Below are 24,671 nucleotides of genomic sequence, written 5' to 3' on the forward strand. Positions count from 1 at the left end.
CTTGACAGGGTCGCCTCAAGCGCCCTCACCCAAGCTTTCGAAACTGAAGTCTCTTACTGCTTGACCAGGATGCTCTACAGACGACCCGCGACGCCAATCCCCCAATCCGGGGAACCGGTCCGCGGCCAACGGCACAAAACACCGCCGCCTGCGCATCCCTTCTCACAACACGGTATCCACAATATCCAAGAACCCGCGATCCGAAGACCGCTGCGCCACCGTTCCGGCCCCGTCGTGGGGCGGCGCGGTGAGGCGCCGTTTCTAGAAGCTTCGACTTGCGCTGTCAAGCCTTTGTTTTCACACCGGCCGGACTTTACTGCGTCTTGACTTCCGTTTCCCTTCCGCCGCGCCGTCTTCGTCAGCGGCGCCGCGTCGGGGAGGCGGGTTATAGGCCGGTGAACCGAACCCGGCAAGCGCTTTTTTCAGTGGTCGGAAAGTTTTCTTCGCAGGCGCATCATGGGCCGAGGAGGACCGTCGTCGCCCCCTCGATCAGCCGCCGTGCATTGGCGAACAGGGTGGCCATTTGCAGCGTCAGCAGGAAGCCGACGCCGTAGACGAGTCCCGGCCACGCGTCCTGCATCCGGCCGAACCAGTGGCGCAGCCAGTCGGGCACGGGCACGGTCAGCGCCAGGGCCATGATCGCGACGCCGACCACCCCGCCGGCCAGAATGTCCGTGGGGAAGTGAAGCCCGAGATAGACGCGCGGCAGGCAGATCACCAGCAAGGTCCAGAGGAAGGCCAATCCCCCGATCAGGCGGCTGGTCCACCAGAGCGCCGTCGCCAGCGCGAAGAACAGCACGGCGTGGTCGCTGGGAAAGGAACTCCACCCGTCCACAGCCCAGGCGTTGACGTCGTAGGGGATGATGAAGTTGAGGTCCGGGTCGTGGACGGGGCGCAGGCGCATCGGCAGGAAATTCTGCAGGCCGCGCCCGACCGCGATGGCGACGAGGGCGCCGACGATGGTGCGCACGGAATAGAGGTCGGGGCCGATCAGCGTTCCGTTGCGCCGCGTCCAGCACCACCAGAGCAGCGCCAGCAGCACGCCGCCCTTCAGCAGATCGCTCTGCGCGATCACATAAATGGTTTTGTCCACCGTCATGCTGTGGCGGCTGTAGGCGTTCAGCCAACTGATGATGGCAAGGTCGAAGCCGGTCGTCACGTCGATCTCCCCGCAAGGCACGCCGGTACGCGGCGCCAATTCGGGGGAACAAGCGTGCAAGCAACTTGGCCTGGGGATGAAACGGCTTATCCCCGTGGAATTGCCCCGTTCGCGCTTTGCCTCTGAAGTTTGGTCAGGGACCGTTGAAATGGACGGTGCCCTGGCCGCTCAGGTCATAGCCCTGAAACTCCTCCGCCCGGCGCGCCGCGAGGGGGGAGCGGACGAAGGCCAGCAGCCGTTGCAGGGGCGGTTCGAAATAGTCGCGGCGGCGCATCACGAGGTCGTAGCGCTCCCAATGCAGAGGCACGAAGTCCAGCCGCAGCTGGTGCGCCACCGCCCGGATGGCCAGCCCCGCGTCGGCTTGGCCGTTCAGCACGGCGAGGCCCACATCCGTCTCCACCCGCACCGGACGGTCGAGCGTCACGAGATCGTCCCAGCGCAGCCCCGCGCGGGCGACGAGCTGGTCGAAGAGGACCTGCGCCCCGGCCTCCGGCTGGCGCCGCACCACGCGGGCGCGGGTGGCGGCGAGGTCGGCGACCAAGTGGATTCCCAGCGGGTTGCCGGCGGCCACCACCAATCCCTGCTCCCGCCGCGCCCATTCCAGCACCACCACGTCGCGGTCACCGAGCCGGCGCTGGACGAAGGGCACATTATAAGTGCCGGTGTCAGCGTCCAGGGCGTGCAGGCCGCAGGCGACCGCCGCCCCCTCGGCGAGCCGCTCGATCCCGCTCAAGCTCCCGCCACCCAGCAGCGCCAGCCCGGACCCGGATTCGTCCACGCACCAGCCGAGCAGCGGGTCGTGGCTGCCGGCGACAACCGGGGGAGCGGCGGCGGGCCAGGGCGCGGTGAGCTGGGGCGCGGTGGGCTCGACCTTGCTGGAGGAGCCGTCCTGTGCGGACAGCCAGCGGTCGATCTGGTCCTTGGGGAACAGCCATTTGCCGCCGACGCGGGTGCAGGGAATGTCCCCCCGCTGCACGAGATCGTAGACCTTGCGCTGCTTCAGGCGCAGGTAATCCGCGATCTCACGCGTGTTCAGCAGTTCGACCACGGTCCCCTCCACCGGCACCTTTTCCCGGATTATGGCCCCGGATTATGGCTGGAGTAGGGGGATTTGCAACGGAAGCGGCGGCCCGCCTCTCAGCGCCGCTCGTACACCGCATTGCCGTCGGCACCACCGAACAGCACCACCGTGTAGGGGTCCTTCACGCCGGTCTCCATGCCCGGCGCCCCCTGCGGCATGCCCGGCACGGCGAGCCCCTTGGCCGCGGGACGCTCGCGCAGCAGGCGGGCGACGCTGTCGGCGGGGACGTGGCCTTCCAGCACATAGCCGCCCACGGTGGCGGTGTGGCAGGACTGGAGCGAGGCCGGCACGCCCAGCCGCGCCTTAATGGGGTCGACGTCGTCCACATCCTGCACGACCACGGCATAGCCGGCGGCCCGCATGTGCCGGACCCAGCCTTCGCAGCAGCCGCAGGTCGGCGACTTCCACACGCTGACCTCCGCCGCGGCGGCCGACGCGATGCCTGTGGCGCCGCGCACCGCGACCGCAAGGGCGCCAACCGACAGGCTGCCGCCCATCGCCATGAGAAACGTACGCCGATTCAACACCTTGATCGTTCCTTCCCGGTATTCGTGCCCAACCCCGACGGGCCACTCTGCCGCGCGCGGGCCGGGTGCGCCTTGATCACGCTCAAAGAACACGCTCAAACCGATTGTGCACAAACAGCGATGAGGACGGAAATCGCCCTTCCAGGACAAAGAACCCGTTGCGCAACAATTGTTGCATCATGTACCGCTAAATGATTGTGGTCAGTACCACGTATCCGTGCAGGGGTCGAGGGCGGAGCTTCCCGCCCGGGCATCCCGGCGCGACAAGCCGGCAGACGCGCGTTATGGGCTCCGATTTCCTGTTCGCCGACGAAGACGCCCTCCCGGCCGCGCCTGTGGTCGAGGCGGAACCGTGGACGGTCCTGATCGCCGACGATGACGCGGAGGTGCACGCGGTCACCCGGCTGGCGCTGAGCAAGCTGCGCTACAAGGGGCGCCGGCTGTCGCTGCTGAGCGCCATGTCCGCCGACGAGGCGGCGGCGATCCTGCGCACGGAGACCAACATCGCCATCATCCTGCTGGACGTGGTGATGGAGACGGAGGACGCCGGCCTGCGGCTGGTCCGCCACATCCGCGAGGATCTCCGCAACCACGCGGTCCGCATCATCCTGCGCACCGGCCAGCCCGGCCAGGCGCCGGAAGAGGACGTGATCGTCGCCTACGACATCAACGACTACAAATCGAAGACCGAGCTGACCGCGCAGAAGCTGTTCACCTCGGTCATCGCGGCGTTGCGCGCCTATGCGGACATCGTGGCGCTGGAGACGAACCGGCGCGGGCTGCAGCAGATCATCCAGTCCACCGACCGGTTGTTCGAGCTGCGCTCCATGCAGCAGTTCGCGGCGGGCGTGCTGACCCAGCTGTCCGCCTTCCTGCACGTCAGGCCCGACGCCATCCTGTGCGCCCAGCGCGGCATGCTCGGATCCGATGCGGGCGGCGACGACTCCCTCTATGTGCTGGCGGGGGCGGGCTGCTACGCCGAGGCGGCCGGCCGGTCGGGCGCCGACATCCCGCCGGACCTCGCCAACCGCATCGCCACGGCCTTCCGCGACCGGCAGAGCCACTACGGCCAGAACGAGACCACCCTGTTCATCCGCGTCCCCGACGGGCACGAGGTCGCCGCCTGGATCCACACCGACCGGCCGCTGGACGATGTGGACCGCGGGCTGGTCGAGGTCTTCGCCTCCAAGATCGCCATCAGCTTCGCCAACGTCAGCCTGTACGAGCGGCTGCGCGAAGCGAACGAGACGCTGGAGGCGCGCGTCGCCGAGCGCACCCGCGCGCTGGAAGAGGCCAACGCCAAGCTGGAGGAGCTGGCCACCATCGACCCGCTGACCGGCGTGTGGAACCGTCGCCACTTCCTGGAATTCGCGGCGGCGGAGCTGGGCCGGGCGCGGCGGCACGGGCGCAGGCTCAGTGTCTTCCTGCTTGACCTCGACCATTTCAAGGCCGTGAACGACGGCTACGGGCACGCGGCCGGCGACGAGGTGCTGCGCACCGCCGTGGCCCGCGCGCGCGGGGCGCTGCGCACCTCCGACCAGATCGCCCGGTTCGGCGGGGAGGAGTTCGTGATCCTGCTGCCGGAGACGGACCTTCCCGGCGCCCACATCGTCGCCGAGCGCGTGCGGGCGGCCATTGCCGGCGCGCCCGTTTCCGTGGACGGGCGCCACGTCACGGTCACCGGCAGTCTGGGCGTGGCCGAGTGGAACGGCGCCGAGCCTTCCATCGAGCAGACCCTGCGCCGCGCCGACGCCGCCCTGTACGAGGCCAAGCAGGCCGGCCGCAATTGCGTGTGCGTTGCCGGTGGGTGAAGCGGGGCGAATGAAACACTGCGTCGCGCGTCCGGCAGGATCGTTTCGCCCTTTTGTTCAGAGTGTGCGAAGCGGTTGGTGAGCACACATAGGCGTTGAACGGCCGGGGTTGCTGGATTACCTCTTACGCGCTCGGCATCCCCTGTGGGACCGTCCCAGGCGAATCATCCAGATCAAGACCCATGTGGAACGAGTACGCCCAGGCACTCTTCACGGCCTTTGCGCTGTCCGGCATGGCCTTCGGCATCGGCAAGCTGGTGGTCGTGCTGGGCGAACGCTCCATCGAGCGGCGGTACGGCACCGGCGGCGTGCGCGAGGTGATCGCCCGCCGGGCCAAGCTGGAAACCGGGCTGGAGGCCCGCAAGGGCCAGCGCGACGCCGAGCTGCGCAAGGTCCAGGACGAAATCCGCGACCTGATGCGCCGCCGCCAGGCGCTGGACCGGCAGATCAAGGACGCGCAGCAGTCGGGCGACCAGATCGTCCGGCTGGTGGGGGAGGAGATCGCCGGCACGCCCTGCTACATCGCGCAGGTCGTCAACAAGTATGTCGGCTCCGGCGCGCAGAAGCATCACGCCTTCATCGACGCCTCCTGGGCGCTGCCCCAGACCATGGAGGTGTGGGCGCGCACCATGCCGGTGGCCCGGGCGGAGATCGAGCGGCGCTACCCGCCGGCCTTCGGCTATGTGGTGCTGCGGCTCCAGGATGTCGCGCACGGGCCGGCGGACGACACCAGCGACGCGGCGCATCCCGTCGCCAAGGCGAGCTGAGGGCGCCATGGCCTATGTCTTCGCGGCCTTGGTCGGTCTGGCGTCGCTGGCCTTCGCGCTGGTCCTCGCGACGCGCCAGCTGCGCACGGCGGAGGAGCGGATCGCCAACGCCGTCGCGCGCAAGGACGCGCAGGTGGACCGCCTCCGCCGCGCCGCCCGCGGCACCCTGCACCAAGCGCGCGAGCTGCGCGACATGCGCCGCCGCAAGACCTCCATCGAGTTCGCATGCGAGGATCTGGAGCAGCGCCTGAAGGCGAGCAACGCGGTGGACCGGCGCATCTATGTGCTGGACGACCGGCACACCCCGGCCGACCTGGGCTGGGTGGTGAAGGTGGCGAACCCCGACTACGCCCGGCGCGTGAACGACAAGCTGGACAAGGACGCGCTGGAACGCTGGAAGCGCGGACGCCGTTTCCTGGTGTGGGGCCTGGACGAGAAGAAGGCACGCGAAAAGATCAACGCGCGCCACCCCGAAAGCAAGGGCTTCACCATTCTGTCGGTCCAGCAGCACCTCGATTGAGGCGCCAAAGAACCGATCTTGACGGTTGGAGCTACCACAGCGGCGGGCTTTTGCCCCCCGGACGGTTGTCATCATCTCTTTTCGCTACCATGTGCCTCTTAGTTGGGTCACACTGGTGACGACAAGCGGAGGAGCCGTGATGGATCTCGATCTGGTTGTGCTGGTTGGCGCGATGGCTGCGGCCCTCGCCGGTATCGCCGCGGCCCGTCCGGCCATGAAGCCGGTGCGCATCCGCAGCCGGGACCGTCGTCGCCAGCGCTGATCCCCAGCGCTGGTTCGTGACGGCAACCGTCCCCACGGGCGGTTGCGAGCCTTGATTCCTAACGGCCCCGATTTTAACGGTCGAGGTCGCGGATCGCGCGGTTGAGTTCGAACTCCTTGGAGGCGACGTAGGCTTCCAGGCTTCCCACGCGCTTCTCGAAGTCGCGAAAGCGTTGCGTCAGGCCGGCCAGGGTCCGGTCGGGCTTGATCGTCACGCCGCGCCAGAAGGCCTCCTCGTCCGCGGTGCGGTAGAGCTGCGGCGGCTTCACCGGCAGCGCCAGCACCGCGATCACATAGGCCAGGACCAGCGGCGGCGCGAAGAAGAACAGGCCGATCGCGAAGGCCAGCCGCACCAGCACGGGCTGCACGCCGAAATAGTCGGCGACCCCCGCGCACACCCCAGCCACCACGCCGTTCTGCGGTTCACGGTAGAGCCGGTGCGGGTTGGGCGAGTCGTAAAGCGACGAGCGGTCCATCGGAACCTCTCCTGTCCGGTTAGATCTTGTTGCGCCAGTTCGGGGCCTCGGCGTCGAGCACCCGTTCCAGCGCATGAATGCGGCCTTCCAGCCGGTTGGCGATCTCCCACAGCTCGGCCAGCAGCCGCTCGTCCTGCGCGGACAGCCCGCGCTGCGAGCGCCATTTGGTGATGTAGTGGAAGATGATCCACAGCGGCGCCACCACGGTCATGAACAGCACCGCGAGCACGAAGCCGAAACCGCTCATCAAGGGTCAGCCCTTTTCTTCGTTGAGAGATACCCTCGCCCAGCCCCGCTGGGAGAGGGAGGGGCCCGCGAAGCGGGAGGGTGAGGGCAAGGTTGTTCCTAGAAACCTGAGACTGCATGCCCTGGATTCTCGGGTAAACCTTGCCCTCACCCTTCCCACGCCTTTGGCGTGGGCCCCTTCCCTCTCCCGCCTCTCGCGCAAGCGAAGCTTGCGCTGACGGCGTCAGGCGAATGCCTTCGGCATTCGCTGAGAGCCGGAGGCGGGCGAGGGGATTAGGACGATCCCGCTCAGCCCGCGCGGCGCTGCGCGATGCGGGCCTTCAGGGCGGCCAGTTCGTCCTGGACCTTCTTGTCGGATTCCAGCTCGGCGATCTCCTCGGTCAGCGACTTGGTGCGGCCGATGTCGAAGGACTCCGCGCGGCCTTCCATCTCGTCGAGGTTGCGTTCCACCTGCTCGAAGCGGGCGAAGGCGTCGTTGATGCGCTCGTCGTGCAGGGTGGTGCGGACGCGCACGCGGTTGGCGGCGGTGTTGGTGCGGGCGACCAGGGCCTTTTCGCGGTTCTTCGCGTCGGTCAGCTTGAGCTGAAGGCGCCCGATGTCGTCGTTGGCCTTGGACAGCGCCTCCTCGACCTGGGCGAGCTGCTGCGCCAGGACGTCCGCCTCCTCGGCGGCCCGGGACTTGGCCTTCAGCGCCTCGCGGGCGAGGTCTTCGCGGTTGTGGGTCAGCGCGGTCTCGGCCTTGCGGTCCCAGTCGTCGCGCTCGCGGTTCAGGTTGGCGGCGCGGCGTTCGATCTCCTTCTTCTCGGCGATGATCTTCACCGTGGAGGAGCGGACCTCGACGAGCGTGTCCTCCATCTCCTGGATGATCAGCCGGATCAGCTTCTCCGGGTCTTCCGCGCGGTCGAGCAGCGCGTTGATGTTGGACTGCACGATGTCGGTCAGGCGCGAAAAGATGCTCATGGGGATTGGTCCCTTATTCGTCAGCCAAGGATCGTCGCGACCAGAAGGCCGGCGGCGAAGAATACCCAGCTCTCGGTCGGGCGGGTGCTGAGGTAGGCGCGGACGCGCTCCACGACGGGGCGGGCCTCGCGGTCGTAGCGGTGGCGGTAGTGGCTGTAGCGTTGGCTCATGCTGGTCTCCATGCCTTGCCCCTCCATTGGCAAGGCGCGTGCCAAACCGACGAAAGGCCGCGAAGCTTTGGCATTCCTGGACTTCCGACAGCGTCGCCGCTCTTGGCGGTTCGCTGCTTTCGCGATACCTTCATGAAATCCGCGAACTGTTCGCCGATTACGCCATGACCGCAACCCCGCCCCCGCTGCTGGGCGAGTCTCCCGCCTTCCACGCCGCCCTCGCCCACGTCTCCCGTGTGGCGCCGCTGGAGCGGCCTTTGCTGATCATCGGGGAGCGCGGCACCGGCAAGGAGCTGATCGCCGCCCGCCTGCATTACCTGTCGCGCCGCTGGGACCGGCCCTTCGTCAAAGTGAACTGCGCCGCCCTGCCCGAAACCCTGCTGGATTCGGAGCTGTTCGGCCACGAGGCCGGGGCCTTCACCGGCGCGGTGCGCCGCCAGATCGGCCGCATCGAGCAGGCCGACAGCGGCACCCTGTTCCTGGACGAGATCGCCACCGCCAGCCCCGCCGTGCAGGAAAAGCTGCTGCGCGCCGTGGAGTATGGGGAGATCGAGCGGGTCGGCGGGCGGACGCAGACGGTGGACGTGCGGGTGATCGGCGCCACCAACGCCGACCTGCCGGCGCTGGCCGAGGCCGGCCGCTTCCGCGCTGACCTGCTGGACCGTCTGGCCTTCGACGTGGTGACCCTGCCCCCCTTGCGCGCCCGGCGGGAGGACATCCCCCTGCTGGCCGAGCATTTCGCGCTGGGCATGGTGCGCGAGCTGGGACGCCCCCTGTTCCCCGGCTTCACGCCGCAGGCGCTCGACCAGCTTCTCGGCCACGACTGGCCGGGCAACGTGCGCGAGCTGCGCAACGCGGTGGAGCGCTCCGTCGCCGCCGCCGACCCGGACGGTCCGGTGGAGGAGATCGCGCTGGATCCCTTCGCCTCGTCCTGGCGCCCCGCCGCGCCAGCGCCGCAGCCGGCCTCACCGCCGCCGGTGACGGAAGCGCCCCCGCCGAACGATTTCCAGGAGGCGGTCCGCGTCTTCGAATCGGGCCTGCTGCGCGACGCGCTGGAACGCCACCGCTTCAACCAGCGCCAGACCGCGCAGGCGCTGGGGCTTGGCTACCATCAGCTTCGCGGTTTTCTGAAGAAGCACGGGCTGATCGGCTCTTAAGGCCCGTAGGTTGGGTTAAGGCGCAGCCGCAACCCAACAGGCTCGCCACCCAAGGTGTGTTGGGTTTCGCTGGCGCTCAACCCAACCTACGCGTCCATCAGCCGGTCACTTCTTCTCCAGCATCAGCGTGCCCTGCTGCTGGAGCCGGTCTTTCACCTTGTTCGCCAACAGGCCAAGCGCCCAGGGCAGCTGGACCTCCACGTTGACGCAATCGTCGCGCACGTCGATGTAGCCGGTGACGGTCTGTGCCATCGCCACGACGCGGAAGTCCATCCGGTCGTCGGTCCAGTGGTCGTCCATGCTGGTCGCCACCGCGCTGAGATAGGACTTGGCCTGCCCCATGCCCTCCGACAGGCGCCTCTTCGCCTCGTCGCGGCCAAGCTGGTGGGGGATGGTCACGGTGAGGGGCTTCGACATCGACAGCAACTCCGCTTCGTCAACGCTTATTCAACAGGACAACAGTTCAGGTGCCGTTTTCTTCCACCCCCGTCATCCATCTGCAACGGTTCTAAGACAAATCTTATCCCTTTCGCAGGCGCTCTTTCGGGACAAGGGGCCGCGGGCGTATAGGACGCAACTGAGGATGTCACTGGGCTATCTTTGGGAGTTGGGACCGCGCCGTGAGCAACGATCGACCGGTTGAACTCTTTCCGGGGCCGCGCCCCGTGCAGACGAGCGGCGAGGAGCCGGCCCTGCGTCCCAAGCTGCCGAAGCTCCCCAAGCTGCCCGAACGCGCGCCGAAACCGCCCAAGGCCGCCAAGCCGCCGAAGCCCCCCAAGCCGGCCAAGCCGCCGCGCCAGCCGTCAAACTCCGGTGGGGGGAAATCCGGCGGGGGCCGGTCGATCCTCGGCCGGCTGGTCAACGCGGCGCTGGTGGCCGGCGTGTGGGCCGGCATCGTCGTCGGGCTGGTGCTGGCGTGGTTCGCGCTGGACCTGCCGGACATCTCCAAGGTCGCGCAGTTCGAGCGCCGCGCCTCCGTCACGGTGCTGGCGGCCGACGGCACGGAGTTCGCGCGCTTCGGCGACCTGTACGGCACGACGCTGAGCGTGAAGGACCTGCCGCCCCATCTGGTGAACGCGGTGCTGGCCATCGAGGACCGGCGCTTCTACTCCCACTTCGGCGTCGATCCCATCGGTCTGGCGCGCGCCTTCTACGTGAACTGGCGCAGCGGCCGGGCGGCGCAGGGCGGGTCCACCATCACCCAGCAGCTCGCCAAGAACCTGTTCCTGACGCCCGAGAAGTCGATGAAGCGCAAGGTGCAGGAGGCCATGCTGGCGCTGTGGCTGGAGCACCGCTTCACCAAGGACCAGATCCTCACCGCCTATCTGAACCGCGTCTATCTGGGCGCCGGAACCTTCGGCGTGGACGCGGCGTCCCGCACCTATTTCGGCAAGCCCGCAACCCAGGTGGACCTGCGCGAGGCGGCGATCATCGCCGGCCTGCTGAAGGCGCCGTCGCGCTATTCCCCGACCTCCAACCCCGACGAGTCGGCGGAGCGTGCCCGCGTGGTGCTGGGCGCCATGGCCGACGCCGGCTTCATCACCACGCAGGACCTGGAGGTGGCGCGCAACACCCCGCCCGCCCCGCGCCGCAAGCCGGGCGGCGACGGCCGCTATTTCGCCGACTGGGTGACGGACCTCGTGGCGGGATTCATCGGCCCGGACCACGGCGACGTGGTCGTCCGCACCACGCTGGACCTGAAGCTGCAACGTTCCGCCGAGCAGCGGCTGGAGGAGATCCTGACCGGTCCCGGCGCCGCCGCCAACGTGCGCCAGGGCGCGGTGGTCGCCATGACCCCCGACGGCGCGGTGCGCGCGCTGGTCGGCGGCCGCGACTACGACAACAGCGAGTTCAACCGGGCCACCAAGGCGCTGCGCCAGCCCGGCTCCTCCTTCAAGCCCTTCGTCTATCTGGCGGCGCTGGAGGCCGGCTGGTCCCCCGACAGCCCGGTGGAGGACGCCCCCGTCCGCATCGGCACCTGGAGCCCCGGCAACTACGACGGCAAGTTCCGCGGCACCATCAGCATGGCGACGGCGCTCGCCCATTCCTCCAACACCGCGACCGTCCGCATCATCGAGCGGGTGGGGGTGGAGCGGGTGCGCAAGGTGGCGGCGGACCTCGGCATCGGGTCGCCGCTGGGCAAGGACCTGTCGCTGGCGCTGGGCACCAGCGAGGTGTCGCTGCTGGAGCTGACCCGCGCCTACGCCGGCATCGCCAACCGCGGCGCGCCGGTCTGGCCCTACGCCATCGCCGAGATCCGCGACCGCGACGGCAACGTGCTGTACCGGCGGCAGGCCGGCGGCTCCTCCCCCGTGGTGGACCCGGCCCATGCGGTGCAGCTCGCCCGCATGATGATGGGCGTCATCGAGTACGGCACCGGCAAGTCCGCCAAGCTCGACCGCCCGGCGGCGGCCAAGTCCGGCACGACGCAGGACTACCACGACGCCTGGTTCGTCGGCTTCACCGCCGATCTGGTGGCCGGCGTGTGGCTGGGCAACGACAACAACGACGAGATGAAGAAGGTGACCGGCGGCACCCTGCCGGCCAAACTGTGGCAGGGCTTCATGATGGACGCCCACGCCGGCAAGCCGCCCCGCCCCCTGCCGGGCCTGGAGGGCGCCCCCGCCTACGTCGCCGCCGGCACCCCCACGGCGGAGCCGACCCGCGCCGCCCAAGCCGCTCCGGCGTCCTCGTCGGGCGGCGGCATCGGGTCGCTGATCGAGAAGCTGACCGGCGGCGGCCCCGTCACCGGCAGCGCGCCGAAGGTCCAATACGACTACGGCAACCACATGCGGTGAAAACGATTGTTTCGTCGCTTGAAAAAGAACCGTTAGACTTCAAACGAACGCTCGAGTGGTAACTGCGACAATATTGACCAACCCTAGAGGTTCCATACGACTTTTTCCTCTCCCATATGCTCTGGTTAGCAGCCATCGTGCAGACCAAAGCGGCGGTAGACATGACTCGAATCTCCAGCACTCCACCACAAGGGCCATTTACTGAAGCACCCCGAACTCGCCATCTCCGGCCAAGGGACGATCTTACGCGCGACCAAGCGAGTCATGTCAGAAGACTAGCCAAGCAAGGACATTCTTCAGAGGATATTGCACGCGCTCTTAATCTTAGGCTGAGAAGTGTTGAACTAGCTATGGCAACACTGCGCACAAATGCTCCTAGGCGTACGCGGTTTACGCTCAACGTCGGTAATGCCGCCCATAGGTTTGTAACTTCCGAACAACGAAACGGCGAAACCATTTGGCAAACCGTTGATCGCCTATTTTCGGAGCTACAATCAAGGCGAGAGAGGGCGCGATAGGTTTTCCCAGAGACGAATCACTAAAGATCAAAGGAGGAGACCCGCGTCAGATACCCCAGCACGCCCTTCCCCACCGTCACCCCCATCGCGAAGCAGCCCTGGAGGAGGTAGCCGCCGGTGGGCGCTTCCCAGTCCAGCATCTCGCCGGCGACGAAGGTGCCCGGCAGGCGGGTCAGCATCAGCGCGCCGTCCACCTCGGCGAATCGGATACCGCCGGCGGTGGAGATGGCGCGGTCGATGGGGCGGATGCCGGTCAGCACCATGGACAGGCCCTTGATCTGCCGGGCCAGCGCCGCCGGGTCGTGCAGGTCGGACGCCGGGGCGAATTCGCGCAGCAGGGCGGCGCGGGGGCCGGTCAGGGAGAAGGTCTTCTTCAGGAAGGTGGACAGCGATTCCGACCCGCGCCGGCGCAGGCGCTTCACCACCTCCGCCTCCGGCACATCGGGCAGCAGGTCGATGGTCAGGGTGGCCCAGCCGTCGCGCTCGACGGCGTCGCGCAGGGGGGCGCTGAGGGCGTAGACGGCGCCGCCCTCGATGCCGGTTTCGGTGATGACGAACTCGCCTTTCAGCCGCCGGTCGCCGAAGGCGAGGCCGACGCTCTTGACCGGCTCACCCGCGAAGCGTTCGCGCAGGTGATCGGACCAGGGCACCTCGAAGCCCATGTTGGACGGGCGCAGCGGCGCGATGTCCACGCCGCGCCCGGCCAGCAGCTCCGTCCAGGCGCCGTCGGAGCCGGTGCGCGGCCAGCTCGCCCCGCCCAGCGCCAGCACGGTGGCGCGCGGGGCAACGACCGTTTCCGTGCCGTCGGCTTGGCGGAAGTGCAAGCGCCCCTCCCCATCCCAGCCGAGCCAGCGGTGCCGGCTGTGCAGCGTCACGCCCAGACCGTCCAGCCGGCGGAGCCACGCGCGCACCAGCGTGGACGCCTTCATCTGCACCGGGAAGACGCGCCCGCTGGAGCCGACGAAGGTCTCGATCCCCAGCCCCGCCGCCCAAGCGCGCAGGTCCGCCGGGGAGAAGCCGGCCAGCAGTTCCGCGAAGCGACCGGCCTGTTCGCCATAGCGGGCGGTGAAGGCGTCCAGCGGTTCGGAGTGGGTGAGGTTCAGCCCGCCGCGCCCGGCCAGCAGCAGCTTGCGCGCGGGGGTCGGCATCTGATCGAAGACGGCAACCGAGCGGCCGGCCGCGGCGATCACCTCCGCCGCCATGAGCCCCGCCGGCCCAGCCCCGATCACGGCAACGTCGATGGGCTTGTCCAGGGAGTCGGTCACGGGCGATTGGCTCGGCAACGGCATCGGGTTCACGGATGTCCTGACTTTTCGCGCAAGAACAGAGGGTTGGAAATTAGGCGCTGCGCGATGATCTTAATGGATGACGTGCGCTTTTGTGCGTCTGAGCGCTTTTCTGCCGATGCGGTTAGGATCATCGTAATGACCCTAACCGCATCGGGGTGACCGGTCGCCGGTCAGTCCTGCTCTTCCTCCTGGGCCACCTCGTCGGCGAGGTCGTTCGCCATGTCGGCGAAGTAGCCCGCGTCCACCTCCAGCCCGTTCTCCTCGCAGATGCGCATGAAGATGCGGTAGGCGTGCAGGATCGCGACGTCGAGCACGGCGAGGTCGCCTTCCTCGCTGTGCTTGTCGGTGACGCCCCGCTCCTGGAGCGTTCCAACGATGTCGTGCGAGGCGGCCTGAAGGACCGCGTCCATGGCTTGCTTGTGGAGAGTCGACATCGTGGGGTCCTCTTTCTCAAGTGGTCGTCGGCACCATGGCCCAGGCCCGATCCGCCCGCGCGGCCGGGTTTGGGTCATGGTGAAAGAACCCTCTTAGCAGCTTCAGGTTCACGCCGCAGCGATCATTCAGACAGCGTCGGCGTGCCGTGGCAGAAATCCGCCATGTGACGGCGCAGCCGGTCCGCTGCGGCGATGGCGCCTTCGGCCTGGGCGCGGGACATCAGTTCGAAGGGGGCGATGCCGTTGAAGCAGCTCTGCCCCACGGTGATGGCGATGTCCTCCATCAGCTCCCGCGCGTCGTCGAACAGCCCGTCCGGAACGCTGCCGCCCTCCTCCCGGAAGCGGGCCAGCAGCATCAGCAGGTTCTGCCCGCCCAGCACCGGCCCGCCGCGCAGGACGAGGGCCGCTTTGATGGCCTTGTCCGCCGCCCCGGCCGCCGCGAGGCAGGCCCAATCGTGCATGCCGCCGTCCAGCGCGTAGCGCGCGTGCACGAGATCGTGTTCGGATTGGCGGAGCCAGGCGGCGGCGCGGTCGGGCATGGCGGTTCCTCCATCGGTTCGGAAACAGGGCAATCCCGCCGGGCACGTTTGTCAAGACCGTCACGAAAAGGCGGCGGGTCGTCCCTGTCTGCCCGTATGATGAAGGCTATCTGTCTGAAGCCATGGGTTTCGAGTTGGAAGGAGCTTTCGCCATGTACATCGCCATGAACCGGTTCAAGGTCCGGCCGGACGCGGAGCAGGATTTCGAGGATCTGTGGCTGAACCGCGAGGTCCACCTGAACACGGTTCCGGGATTCATCGAATTCCACATGCTGCGCGGCCCCCGGCGAGACGACCACCGGCTCTATTCCTCCCACACCGTGTGGGCGTCGGAGCAGCATTTCCTGGACTGGACCCGGTCGGAGGCCTTCCGCATGGCCCACCGCGGGGCCGGCGAGCGCAAGCCGCTGTACCTCGGCCCGCCGGAGTTCGAAGGGTTCGAGGTGATCCAGACCGTCGGACGGGAAGGGTAAGGGAAAAGGGCGGCGGCGTGCCCGCCGCCCTCTCATCGGATCACTCCGCAGCCTTGCCGGCCATCGACTGCGCCGAACCGCCGCGCATGCCGCCCAGCACCTCCTGGGCGGTGGCCTTGTGGTTCTTGACGGAGCTGGTCCACTGGCCCCAGACGGTCGGGTCGATCTTGTCGCCGTTCTTGCCCAGGCTCTTCAGCCGGCGCTGGTCCTCGTCGGTCAGCACCTGCTTGGGCAGCGGCTGAAGGTGCTTCACGTCGTCGGCCGTCATGCCCAGCATCCCGGCGACGCGGCTGCCATAATCGTCGTGGACGAGGAACAGGTGCCAGAGCATCCGTTCCTGCACGTCGCGTTCGCATTGCGACAGCAGGGTGCCGAGGTTCAGCACCAGATCGTCGCGTTCCCAATCCATCATCGTGCAGTAGCGGCCACGCGCCTGGACATAGTCGTTGCGGCGCTCGATCACGCTGCGGGTCAGGCGACCGTGGATGTCCGGCGGGTTGTTCGGCTCCTCGCGCGGGTTCTCGCGCAGGCCGTTGTGGATGGACGGTTCGAAGTTGATGTGCGGGTTCTGGCCGGGTGCCAGGTCGCGGCCGAAGGACATCTGCCCGCCGGACAGGTTGGTGGCGACCTTCGCCCCCTTCGCCTGGTTCACGGGCAGTTGCAGGTAGTTCGTCCCCACCCGGTAACGCTGCGTGTCGGAGTAGGAGAAGGTCCGCCCCACCAGCATCTTGTCGTCGGAGAAGTCGAGCCCGTCCACCAGCACGCCGGTGCCCATGGCGATCTGCTCGTTCTCGTTGAAGAAATCCTCGACGTTGCGGTTCAGCGTCATGACGCCGACGTGTCGCAGGGGGAAATCCTTTTCCGGCCAGATCTTGGTGTCGTCCAGCGGGTCCCAGTCGAGTTCGGGGTGATCGTGGTCCTCCATGATCTGGACGTACATGTCCCACTGCGGGTGGTCGCCGCGCTCGATGGCCTCGAAGAGATCCTTGGAAGCGGAGCCGAGATCCTGCCCCTGCACCTTGGCCGCCTCCTCCGCCGTCAGGCTGGCGATGCCACAGCGCGGGTGGAAGTGGTACTTGACCAGCACGGTGCCGCCTTGCGCGTTCACCATCTTGTAGGTGTTCACGCCGAAGCCTTCCATGTGCCGGTAGCTGGCCGGGATCCCGCGCGGGCTGAACAGGTGCGTCAGCATGTGCATGGATTCCGGCGTCTGGCTCATGAAGTCGAAGATGCGGTTCGGCTCCTGCCGGAAGGTGATGGGGTCCGGCTTCAGGCTGTGGATGACGTCCGGGAACTTGATGGCGTCACGGATGAAGAAGACCGCGAGGTTGTTGCCGACCAGATCCCAGTTGCCCTCCTCCGTGTAGAACTTCACCGCGAAGCCGCGCGGGTCGCGCGCCACCTCCGACGAATCGCGGCCGCCGATGACGGTGGAGAAGCGGATGGCGAGCGGCGTCTTCTTCCCCGCCTGCTGGAACAGCTTGGCGCGCGTGTATGTGGAGGCGGGCTCGTCGCCGATCTTCCCGGTCGCCTCCAACTCGCCGTAACAGACGAAGCCGCGGGCGTGCACGACGCGCTCCGGGATGCGCTCGCGGTCGAAGTGGGTGATCTTCTCCAGGAACTGGTAGTTCTCCAGCGTGGCCGGGCCACGGCTGCCGACGGTGCGCTGCGACTGGTTGTTGGTGATCGGGTGGCCCTGGCGGTTGGTCAGAACGCGCTCCGCATCTCCCGATGATGCGCCCTTGCCCGGATTGGGCTGGTTCGGATTCTTAGCCATCGCGTTTTCCCTGAACGGTGATCAGGCCCGCCCCGGCATGGGGAGCGGGCAGCCAACCGTGCTAACCACGCCTCGGCGGAACCATCGCGACCGAGGTGGCGGGCTATTCCGTCAGGGTGGCACGGGAAACGGCGCCTGGAACGCCTCGGCGATCATGCCGGACAACAGGTCCGCCGGCGCGGACAGACGGCCCTTCACCAGCGCATAGGACACGCCGGGCAACGGCGGCAGCATGCCCGCCGGGATCGCGGCGATCCCCTCGCCGCTCAGCGCCGAGGTCCGGCAGGTGACGCCAAGGCCGGCGCGCACCGCCGCCTTCAAGCCGGACAAGCTGGGGGTGGTGACGGCCATGCGCCACGTCCGCCCGGCAGCCTCCAGCGCGGCCAGCCCAGCGTCGCGGAACCGGCAGGGCGGGTCGAGCAGGACCAGCGGCAGCGGGTCGCGCGCTGCCAGGGCCGGATCGCCGAGCCACAGCATCGGCCGGCGGCCGGGGAACGGCTCCCCGTCGGTACCGGTCGCGTCGGGGCTGACCACGAGCGCAAGGTCAAGCCGGCCGCGCGCCACCGCCTCCTCCAGCGCGCGGGATCCGGCCACCTGCACCTCCAGCGTCGCCTGCGGGTGGCTTCGGGCGAAGCGGGCGAGCACACCGGCCAGCAACGTGTCGGCCACGTCCTGGACCACACCGATCCGCACCGGACCGGTCAGCGGTTCCGCCTCCAGCGCCACCACCATCCCGTCGTGGGTGTCGAGCAGGCGGCGCGCGTGCGCCAGGAACAGCTCCCCCGCCGTGGTCAGGCGCAGCAGGCGCCCGTCGCGCTCCAGCAACGGACGGCCGACCAGATCCTGCAAGCGTTGCAGTTGCAGGCTGACAGCCGGCTGCGTGCGGCCGACGCGATCCGCCGCACGGGTGACGGTGCCGGTATCGGCCACCGCGACGAAGGAGCGGATCAGGTCGAGCGGGATTTCACGCCTCACATCCATAATCCACGCATATGGAACGCAGCCAAATTATTAATTTTTCTTCGGGCCGACGCAACGGCAGTCTCTGAGACACCCCTTCAAAACCGGAGACGACACTATGCCCTTCATCCGCATCACGCTTCGCGACGCCGACCTGACGCCGGACACACGGCATGCACTCGCGCTCGGCGCCACGGATCTCATCGCGACGACGCTCGGCAAGCGGCGGGAGGTCACCGCCGTTCTGGTCGAGCGGCCGGACGGGTGTTGGACCATCGGCGGGGCGGCGGTCGAGGCCGCGGCCCAGTTGGAGGCCTTCATCACCGCCGGCACCAACACACCGTCCGAAAAGGCCGCCTTCGTCGAGGGCGCCATGGCGCTGCTGAAGCGCCATCTTCCGGGCCTGCCGGAGGCGACCTACGTCGTGGTGCGCGAGGTGGCGGCGGGCGATTGGGGATACGACGGCCGCACCCAGGCGGCGCGCGCCGCCGCATGAACCCCGCAAAGGAAAAGGGCGGCCCCGAGGGACCGCCCTTTCCGCAAACGTCCTGAGAGACGTGGACTTCGATTAGAAGCCCATGCCGCCCATGTCGTCCATGCCACCCGGCATGCCGGCCGGAGCAGCCTTCTTCTCCGGCTTCTCGGCGATCATCGCCTCGGTGGTGATCAGCAGGCCGGCGATCGAGGCCGCGTCCTGCAGGGCGGTGCGAACCACCTTCACCGGGTCGATGATGCCGGCCTTCACCAGATCGGTGAACTCGCCCTTCTGGGCGTCGTAGCCGAAGTTGGCGTCGGCCTGGTCCAGCAGCTTGCCGACCACGATCGAACCGTCGGTGCCCGCGTTGTAGGCGATCTGACGGACCGGAGCCTGGAGGGCGCGGCGGATGATCTCGATGCCGACGCGCTGCTCGTCGTTCGACGGCTTCAGGGCGTCCAGGGCCTTGGTGGCGTACAGCAGGGCGGTGCCGCCGCCGGCGACGATGCCCTCTTCCACCGCGGCGCGGGTGGCGTGCATGGCGTCGTCAACGCGGTCCTTGCGCTCCTTCACCTCGACTTCGGTGGCGCCACCGACGCGGATGACGGCCACGCCGCCGGCCAGCTTCGCCAGACGCTCCTGCAGCTTCTCGCGGTCGTAGTCCGAGGTGGTCTCCTCGATCTGCGCCTTGATCTGGGCGATGCGGCCCTGGATGTCGTCGGCCGAGCCGGCGCCGTCGACGATCGTGGTGTTCTCCTTGGAGATCACGACCTTCTTGGCGGTGCCCAGCATCTCGATGGTGACGTTCTCGAGCTTGATGCCGAGGTCTTCGCTGATGACCTGGCCGCCGGTCAGGATGGCCATGTCTTCCAGCATCGCCTTGCGGCGGTCACCGAAGCCCGGGGCCTTCACGGCGGCGACCTTCAGGCCGCCACGCAGCTTGTTCACGACCAGGGTCGCCAGGGCCTCGCCCTCGACGTCCTCGGCGATGATCAGCAGCGGACGCGAGGACTGCACGACGGCCTCCAGGACCGGCAGCAGGGCCTGCAGACCCGACAGCTTCTTCTCGTGCAGCAGGATGTACGGGCTGTCCAGCTCCGCGATCATCTTGTCGGCGTTGGTGATGAAGTACGGCGACAGGTAGCCGCGGTCGAACTGCATGCCCTCGACGACGTCCAGCTCGGTCTCCAGGCTCTTGGCCTCTTCAACCGTGATGACGCCCTCGTTGCCGACCTTCTCCATGGCCTGGGCGATCATCTTGCCGATCTCGGCTTCGCCGTTGGCGGAGATGGTGCCGACCTGGGCGATCTCGTCGTTGGTCGTCACCTTCTTGGCGCGGCCGCGGATGTCGTTCACGACGGTCTCGACGGCGAGGTCGATGCCGCGCTTCAGGTCCATCGGGTTCATGCCGGCGGCGACCGACTTCACGCCCTCGCGGACGATGGCCTGGGCCAGAACGGTCGCGGTGGTGGTGCCGTCACCGGCCAGGTCGTTGGTCTTCGAGGCGACCTCGCGGACCATCTGGGCGCCCATGTTCTCGAACTTGTCGGACAGTTCGATTTCCTTGGCGACCGAGACGCCGTCCTTGGTGATGCGCGGAGCGCCGAAGGACTTCTCGATGACGACGTTGCGGCCCTTCGGACCCAGCGTGACCTTCACGGCGTCGGCCAGAATGTCAACGCCGCGCAGCATCTTCTCGCGCGCCGAAGCGGAGAACTTAACTTCCTTGGCAGCCATTGCTCACTTCCTCTGAATTCGGGTTGATCGATTGCGGCGGGCGGAGACTTAGGCCTCGATAACGCCCATGATGTCGGATTCCTTCATGATCAGGAAATCCTCGCCCTCGATCTTCACCTCGGTGCCCGACCACTTGCCGAACAGGATGCGGTCGCCAGCCTTCACGTCGAGCGCAACGACCTTGCCGCTCTCGTCACGGGAACCCGGACCCACCGCGATCACCTGGCCCTCCTGGGGCTTTTCCTTCGCGGTGTCGGGAATGATGATCCCGCCCTTGGTCTTGGTGTCGGACTCCAGACGCTTGACGACGACGCGGTCGTGCAGCGGACGGAACTTCATGGGGATGCCTCCTCGAAAGGCTTATTAAATGGAATGCAGGTCCGGGTTCGGGTGTTAGCACTCTCCCCCGGTGAGTGCCAGACAGCTAATCGAGCTCTCGATACGATTCAAGAGGGTCGTGCGCGCAATCGGCTCAAATGTCTGGCAGCAGTCGGGGGTGATGGCTGCTAATGCATTGAAAGGAAACAATTTTCTTCGTTGCCCGTTGTTGGAATCGCAGGCACACTTTCGCAAAAGAGTCACGAAGGACGCGCGGGAGAGTGCCACCGGTTCCACCGTTATGGAGGCAGCGCATGGCCAATCTGGGTCTTCAGCTTCGCGACTATCGCCTGACCACGGCGGAGATCCTGTACCACATGCCGGATCACCCCAAGCTGCTGCAGAGCTATCTTTGGCAGGACCTGGATCTGGCACCGGACTACCCGGTTCTGCGCCGCTTCCTGACCTTCTGGCAGGCCAACCTGGACGGCAAGCTGCACTCGGTGAAGCTGGCGACGCAAAAGCTGATCACGCCGGGCGAGACGCGCTTCGTCGCCGCCGAGTTCCGCTGGCAGTGAGGCGTCTGACGTTGGGTTGCGCTGGCGCTTAACCCAACCTACGGCCCCCGACTTATGGCCGGATGCGCGTCGCAGTAGGTTGGGTCAAGCGAAGCGCGACCCAACGTCAGGAACGCCTCGCCCCAACCTGCCGCAGGCAGCGGTCGATCCACTGGGCGGTCAGCTTCTCCTGCACGGCGTTCTGCCGCAGGCGCTGGTTCAGGTTGGCGAAGTCCACACGGTCGAGGGTCTGGTCCTGGTTGAAGCAGGAGAAGACCACCGTTTCCTGCCCCGTCACCGGGTCGGTGTGCCGTTGCAGGCACTGGGCGCAGATCTCCTTCATCATGCATTGCATGGGGGAGTTGATGGAGCCGATGGCGACGTGGTCCGGCTTCAGGAACGGCTTCAGCACGCTGTGGCGGGCGGCTCCCACTGCCGCCATCATCCGGTCGGAGCCGATGGCGACGATGCGGTCCACAGCGCTCAAGGGGATGTCCATGGCGCCGAGGTCCCCGGCGGCGTAGGCGCGCATGGCCTCCACGATGTTGCCGACGAACGTCCGGTCGCCGGGGCGGGTGGGGGTGAAGCCGGGGGCCTCGTCGCAGCACCAGATCACGCGGTCGGCGGCGGCCTCGATCTGTTCGGTCTTGTAACGATCCTCGATCCGCTTGTATCCGGCGAAGTAGACGACCCTGGACCCGCGCGCCCGGCAGGCCTGCCCGATGGAGAACAGCACCGCGTTGCCGAGCCCGCCGCCGACGAGGCAGACCGTTTCGCCCTCCGGAATCTCGGTCGGGGTGCCGGTCGGCCCCATGACGACCACCGGGTCGCCCGGCTTCAGGAAGGCGCAGAGGTCGGACGAGCCGCCCATCTCCAGCACGATCATGGACAGCAGCCCGGCGTCCTTGTCCACCCAGGCGCCGGTCAGGGCCAAGCCCTCCATGGCGAGGGTCGTTCCGTCGAAGCGCTGCGCCAGCGTTTCGAAATTCTGCAGGCGGTAGAACTGTCCGGGTTCGAAACGACGTGCGGCGGCCGGGGCTTTTACCACCACCTCCACGATGGTCGGGGTGAGGCGGGCGACCTGATGGACGACGGGGCGCAGATCGGCGTTCAGGCGCCGGACCAGCTCCGCGGCCGGAACGGCGGAGGGGGCGCGGCGGGCCAGCGCGCGGCTGACCACCGGGTAACCCTGCTTCGCCCCGCCCATCGCCTTCACCACGTTGCCGGCGAAGGACGGGTGCAGGTCACCGAAAAAGCTGAGATAGCGGCCGTCCGGCGCCTTCGCCATCAGCACGCGGGCCTGCGACGGTTTGCACAGGCGTTCCGGCGTCACGGGGGTGCCGTCCTCGTCGATGGCGCGGAAGGTCCGGCCGTCCAGTTCGATCCAGTCCGGCTCCTCGCGGGCGAGCACGGTGTTGGGCTGGGTGCCGGCGGCGACCAGGATGGTGCGGGCGGGGATGCGCGCGTCCACGGCGGCGGGTGCCACCACCCCGTCCGGCCCGGCGGGGTTGATGGCGAGGTGGATGGCTTGGGCGGCCCCGGTCTCGTCGATCTCCACGCCGCGCGGGGTGGCGGATTCCAGGAAGCGGATGCCCTCGGCGAGGCCGTGCGCCACCTCCTCGTGGTTCAGGGTGTAGCTGGGGCTGTCGATCAGGCGGCGGCGGTAGGCGATGGTCGATCCGCCCCAGTGTTGCAGAAGCGGAAGGATGCGCGCCTCCCGGCCTTCCTCCGCCGCCGCGGCGCGTTCCGCGCGGATGGCGCGGGCATGGGCCAGGAACTCGTCGGCCAGCGCGGCTTCCTCGGGCGTCCAGCGGGCGCGGGCGGCGGCCTCGCCCTTCTCGACTGAGAGCGCTTCGTACCGGGACAGGAACTTTTCGACCTGCACGGGGTAGTAGGCCAGCGCCTCCGTTGCCGTGTCGATGGCGGTCAGGCCGCCGCCGATGACGACGATGGGCAGCCGCACCTGAAGGTTCGCGATGCTGTCCGCCTTGGCCGCCCCCGTCAGCTGCAAGGCCATCAGGAAGTCTGACGCCTGCCGCACCCCGCGCGCCAGCCCGTTCGCCATGGGGATGACGGTCGGCTTGCCCGCCCCCATGCACAGGGCGATGTGGTCGAAGCCCATCGCCAGCGCGTCGTCGATGGTCAGCGTGCCACCGAAACGAACCCCGCCGATGATGGACATCGACGCGCGGCGCTCCAGCAGCAGGCGGATGACCTTCAGGAAGTTCTTGTTCCAGCGCACGGTGATGCCGTACTCGGCCACGCCGCCGAATCCGGCCATGACGCGCTCGTCCAGCCGGTCGTAAAGGTCGTGCACGTCGCGGATCGGCCGGAAGGGCACGCGCGTGCCGCTGGGCAGCACGCCTGAGAGATCGGCTGGCAGCGGTTCGATCTTCAGCCCGTCGATGCCGACCACCGTGTGCCCGTCGTTCATCAGATGGTGCGCCAGCGTGAAGCCCGCCGGCCCCAGCCCGACCACCAGCACCTTGTATCCGCTGTCCGGCCGCACCAGCGGGCGCCGCAGGTTCAGCGGGTTCCAGCGCGTCAGCAGGCTGTAAATCTCGAAGCCCCAGGGAAGCTCCAGCACGTCCTTCAGCGTCCGGGTTTCCGACTGCGGGATGTCGACGGGTTCCTGCTTCTGATAGATGCAGGCCTTCATGCAGTCGTTGCAGATGCGGTGGCCGGTGCCGGCGCACATGGGATTGTCCACCACCACCATGGCCAGCGCGCCGATGGGCACGCCCTCCGCTTTCAGGCTGTGCATCTCCGAGATTTTTTCGTCCAGCGGGCAGCCGTTCAGCGTGACACCCAGCGGGCTTTTCTGGAACTCGCCGGTCTTGCGGTCGCGCAGGCCTTTGGAACAGCTGTCCTTGCCCTGGTTGTGGCACCAGATGCAGTAGTTGGCCTCGTCCAGCGCGCCGGTCAGGTCGGTGCCGGGGTCGGTCAGATGAAAACCGTGCCGTTCCCGCTGGGCTTCCTCCGGCAGGCGCATCATGGTGACGCCGTGCATCTCCACCGTCTCGATGGGGACGAGGTGCTGCGGGTCGGTCTTGTGCGGCACCTGGAACAGCACGCCGTCGCCGTGCCGGGCGCGCCCGGCCTCGGTCAGGACGGCCCAGGCAGCGTATTGGGCGGCGGTGTCCAGCTGGGCGGCGTGAGCGGTCTCCTCCTCCATCCAGGCGAGCACCTGGCGGGCGAAGCCGATCTCGGTCAGCGGTGCGCCGAGCCAGTCCTCCAGCCTTGCGGCCAGCTCGGCGCCGTCGAGGTCGGCGACGGCCTCCGGCTTCACCGCCTTGGCGGCGCGGCGCTGCACGAACAGGCGCTTGGCGGTGTAGAGCGGCGCCAGTTCCGTGTGGCGGGCGCGCAGTTCGTCCAGTTCGGCCCGGATGCCGAAGAGGGCGGCGAGGAAGTCGTCCAGATGCGGCCCCAGCGCGATCAGCAGGTCGCTTTCCGCCTTGCCGTCCGGCGGTTCGGCGCGGGCGGCGAGCAGGCGGTTCGTCAAGGGCTGGTCCGCCGCCGCCAACCAATCGAGGAACGCGCGGTCGAGGCGCGCCAGCCCGTCCTGCACGTACAGATCCTGGAACGCAAGGCCGAAGCCGAGGGAAAGATCCGCCATCGCCGCCCCGGTCCCGAAGCTGTTGGATAGACTGACATTTGTAGC

At 67.9% G+C, this 24,671-nt stretch carries 25 protein-coding genes; 9 read left to right on the forward strand and 16 right to left on the reverse strand.

Going from position 1 to position 24,671, the window contains the following annotated elements:
* Positions 1 to 454: 454 nt before the first annotated feature.
* From ACSVC7_RS20735 to ACSVC7_RS20745, 3 genes are all read right to left on the reverse strand, one after another.
* Positions 455 to 1,159 carry a phosphatase PAP2 family protein gene (locus ACSVC7_RS20735; protein ID WP_448206378.1) on the reverse strand — a complete coding sequence of 235 codons (705 nt, stop codon included), beginning with the start codon at positions 1,157 to 1,159 and terminating at the stop codon, positions 455 to 457.
* Between the two features lie 133 nt (positions 1,160 to 1,292).
* Complete coding sequence (locus tag ACSVC7_RS20740) at positions 1,293 to 2,207, reverse strand: substrate-binding domain-containing protein (RefSeq protein WP_448206379.1); 915 nt, start codon at positions 2,205 to 2,207, stop codon at positions 1,293 to 1,295.
* Positions 2,208 to 2,296: 89 nt separating this feature from the next.
* Positions 2,297 to 2,764 (reverse strand): DUF411 domain-containing protein, encoded by a 468-nt coding sequence (locus ACSVC7_RS20745; protein WP_448206380.1) that lies wholly within the window; start codon positions 2,762 to 2,764, stop codon positions 2,297 to 2,299.
* Positions 2,765 to 3,051: 287 nt separating this feature from the next.
* Between ACSVC7_RS20745 and ACSVC7_RS20750 the strand changes: the two genes are divergently transcribed.
* The 4 genes from ACSVC7_RS20750 (at position 3,052) to ACSVC7_RS20765 (ending at position 6,127) form a co-directional block, all read left to right on the forward strand.
* Positions 3,052 to 4,578 (forward strand): diguanylate cyclase, encoded by a 1,527-nt coding sequence (locus tag ACSVC7_RS20750; protein WP_448206381.1) that lies wholly within the window; start codon positions 3,052 to 3,054, stop codon positions 4,576 to 4,578.
* A 182-nt stretch (positions 4,579 to 4,760) separates the two neighbouring features.
* Positions 4,761 to 5,345 (forward strand): hypothetical protein, encoded by a 585-nt coding sequence (locus tag ACSVC7_RS20755; RefSeq protein ID WP_448206382.1) that lies wholly within the window; start codon positions 4,761 to 4,763, stop codon positions 5,343 to 5,345.
* 7 nt (positions 5,346 to 5,352) lie between these two features.
* Positions 5,353 to 5,865, forward strand: a complete 513-nt coding sequence (locus tag ACSVC7_RS20760; protein ID WP_448206383.1) for a hypothetical protein — start codon at positions 5,353 to 5,355, stop codon at positions 5,863 to 5,865.
* A gap of 139 nt (positions 5,866 to 6,004) precedes the next feature.
* Entirely contained in the window at positions 6,005 to 6,127 is a 123-nt protein-coding gene (locus ACSVC7_RS20765; RefSeq protein ID WP_448206384.1) for a hypothetical protein, read from the forward strand.
* A 73-nt stretch (positions 6,128 to 6,200) separates the two neighbouring features.
* Here the strand turns inward: ACSVC7_RS20765 and pspC are convergent, their stop codons facing one another.
* The 4 genes from pspC to ACSVC7_RS20785 form a co-directional block, all read right to left on the reverse strand.
* Positions 6,201 to 6,602 carry an envelope stress response membrane protein PspC gene (pspC, locus tag ACSVC7_RS20770; protein ID WP_448206385.1) on the reverse strand — a complete coding sequence of 134 codons (402 nt, stop codon included), beginning with the start codon at positions 6,600 to 6,602 and terminating at the stop codon, positions 6,201 to 6,203.
* A 19-nt stretch (positions 6,603 to 6,621) separates the two neighbouring features.
* Positions 6,622 to 6,849, reverse strand: coding sequence for an envelope stress response membrane protein PspB (gene pspB, locus ACSVC7_RS20775; protein WP_264654362.1), 228 nt, complete (start codon positions 6,847 to 6,849; stop codon positions 6,622 to 6,624).
* A gap of 287 nt (positions 6,850 to 7,136) precedes the next feature.
* A complete protein-coding gene (pspA, locus tag ACSVC7_RS20780; protein ID WP_448206386.1) occupies positions 7,137 to 7,808 on the reverse strand; it encodes a phage shock protein PspA in 672 nt (223 codons plus the stop codon).
* 20 nt (positions 7,809 to 7,828) lie between these two features.
* Positions 7,829 to 7,990, reverse strand: coding sequence for a hypothetical protein (locus ACSVC7_RS20785; RefSeq protein ID WP_448206387.1), 162 nt, complete (start codon positions 7,988 to 7,990; stop codon positions 7,829 to 7,831).
* A 152-nt stretch (positions 7,991 to 8,142) separates the two neighbouring features.
* Between ACSVC7_RS20785 and pspF the strand changes: the two genes are divergently transcribed.
* Positions 8,143 to 9,135 (forward strand): phage shock protein operon transcriptional activator, encoded by a 993-nt coding sequence (gene pspF / locus ACSVC7_RS20790; protein ID WP_448206388.1) that lies wholly within the window; start codon positions 8,143 to 8,145, stop codon positions 9,133 to 9,135.
* A gap of 105 nt (positions 9,136 to 9,240) precedes the next feature.
* Here pspF and ACSVC7_RS20795 read toward each other — a convergent pair whose 3' ends face one another.
* On the reverse strand, positions 9,241 to 9,552 hold the full coding sequence (locus tag ACSVC7_RS20795; RefSeq protein ID WP_448206389.1) for a polyhydroxyalkanoic acid system family protein: 312 nt from the start codon (positions 9,550 to 9,552) through the stop codon (positions 9,241 to 9,243).
* 203 nt (positions 9,553 to 9,755) lie between these two features.
* Here ACSVC7_RS20795 and ACSVC7_RS20800 point away from each other — a divergent pair, with 203 nt between their 5' ends.
* Positions 9,756 to 11,933 (forward strand): transglycosylase domain-containing protein, encoded by a 2,178-nt coding sequence (locus tag ACSVC7_RS20800; protein WP_448206390.1) that lies wholly within the window; start codon positions 9,756 to 9,758, stop codon positions 11,931 to 11,933.
* Positions 11,934 to 12,471: 538 nt separating this feature from the next.
* On the opposite strand, the gene ACSVC7_RS20805 is transcribed toward ACSVC7_RS20800, so the two are convergent.
* From ACSVC7_RS20805 to ACSVC7_RS20815, 3 genes are all read right to left on the reverse strand, one after another.
* A complete protein-coding gene (locus ACSVC7_RS20805; RefSeq protein WP_448206391.1) occupies positions 12,472 to 13,740 on the reverse strand; it encodes a BaiN/RdsA family NAD(P)/FAD-dependent oxidoreductase in 1,269 nt (422 codons plus the stop codon).
* Between the two features lie 170 nt (positions 13,741 to 13,910).
* On the reverse strand, positions 13,911 to 14,174 hold the full coding sequence (locus ACSVC7_RS20810) for a hypothetical protein (RefSeq protein WP_448206392.1): 264 nt from the start codon (positions 14,172 to 14,174) through the stop codon (positions 13,911 to 13,913).
* A gap of 122 nt (positions 14,175 to 14,296) precedes the next feature.
* Positions 14,297 to 14,713 carry a HEPN domain-containing protein gene (locus ACSVC7_RS20815; RefSeq protein WP_448206393.1) on the reverse strand — a complete coding sequence of 139 codons (417 nt, stop codon included), beginning with the start codon at positions 14,711 to 14,713 and terminating at the stop codon, positions 14,297 to 14,299.
* A 152-nt stretch (positions 14,714 to 14,865) separates the two neighbouring features.
* Here ACSVC7_RS20815 and hmuQ point away from each other — a divergent pair, with 152 nt between their 5' ends.
* The gene (gene hmuQ / locus ACSVC7_RS20820) at positions 14,866 to 15,186 is read left to right on the forward strand and encodes a heme-degrading protein HmuQ (RefSeq protein ID WP_448206394.1); all 321 of its coding nucleotides are present in this window, start codon (positions 14,866 to 14,868) and stop codon (positions 15,184 to 15,186) included.
* A 40-nt stretch (positions 15,187 to 15,226) separates the two neighbouring features.
* Here the strand turns inward: hmuQ and ACSVC7_RS20825 are convergent, their stop codons facing one another.
* Together ACSVC7_RS20825 and ACSVC7_RS20830 are read right to left on the reverse strand one after the other, a co-directional pair.
* Entirely contained in the window at positions 15,227 to 16,963 is a 1,737-nt protein-coding gene (locus tag ACSVC7_RS20825; RefSeq protein ID WP_448206395.1) for a catalase, read from the reverse strand.
* A gap of 111 nt (positions 16,964 to 17,074) precedes the next feature.
* A complete protein-coding gene (locus tag ACSVC7_RS20830; RefSeq protein WP_448206396.1) occupies positions 17,075 to 17,938 on the reverse strand; it encodes a LysR substrate-binding domain-containing protein in 864 nt (287 codons plus the stop codon).
* Positions 17,939 to 18,041: 103 nt separating this feature from the next.
* On the opposite strand from ACSVC7_RS20830, the gene ACSVC7_RS20835 reads away from it, so the two are divergent.
* On the forward strand, positions 18,042 to 18,419 hold the full coding sequence (locus ACSVC7_RS20835; protein ID WP_448206397.1) for a tautomerase family protein: 378 nt from the start codon (positions 18,042 to 18,044) through the stop codon (positions 18,417 to 18,419).
* Positions 18,420 to 18,491: 72 nt separating this feature from the next.
* On the opposite strand, the gene groL is transcribed toward ACSVC7_RS20835, so the two are convergent.
* Together groL and groES are read right to left on the reverse strand one after the other, a co-directional pair.
* Entirely contained in the window at positions 18,492 to 20,135 is a 1,644-nt protein-coding gene (gene groL, locus ACSVC7_RS20840) for a chaperonin GroEL (RefSeq protein ID WP_448206398.1), read from the reverse strand.
* Between the two features lie 48 nt (positions 20,136 to 20,183).
* The gene (gene groES / locus ACSVC7_RS20845) at positions 20,184 to 20,474 is read right to left on the reverse strand and encodes a co-chaperone GroES (protein WP_448206399.1); all 291 of its coding nucleotides are present in this window, start codon (positions 20,472 to 20,474) and stop codon (positions 20,184 to 20,186) included.
* 293 nt (positions 20,475 to 20,767) lie between these two features.
* On the opposite strand from groES, the gene ACSVC7_RS20850 reads away from it, so the two are divergent.
* Positions 20,768 to 21,031, forward strand: coding sequence for an usg protein (locus tag ACSVC7_RS20850; RefSeq protein WP_448206400.1), 264 nt, complete (start codon positions 20,768 to 20,770; stop codon positions 21,029 to 21,031).
* Positions 21,032 to 21,137: 106 nt separating this feature from the next.
* Here ACSVC7_RS20850 and ACSVC7_RS20855 read toward each other — a convergent pair whose 3' ends face one another.
* Positions 21,138 to 24,626, reverse strand: a complete 3,489-nt coding sequence (locus tag ACSVC7_RS20855) for an FAD-dependent oxidoreductase (protein ID WP_448206401.1) — start codon at positions 24,624 to 24,626, stop codon at positions 21,138 to 21,140.
* Between the last annotated feature and the right edge of the window lie 45 nt (positions 24,627 to 24,671).

It is taken from the genome of Azospirillum mesophilum, from assembly GCF_053470405.2.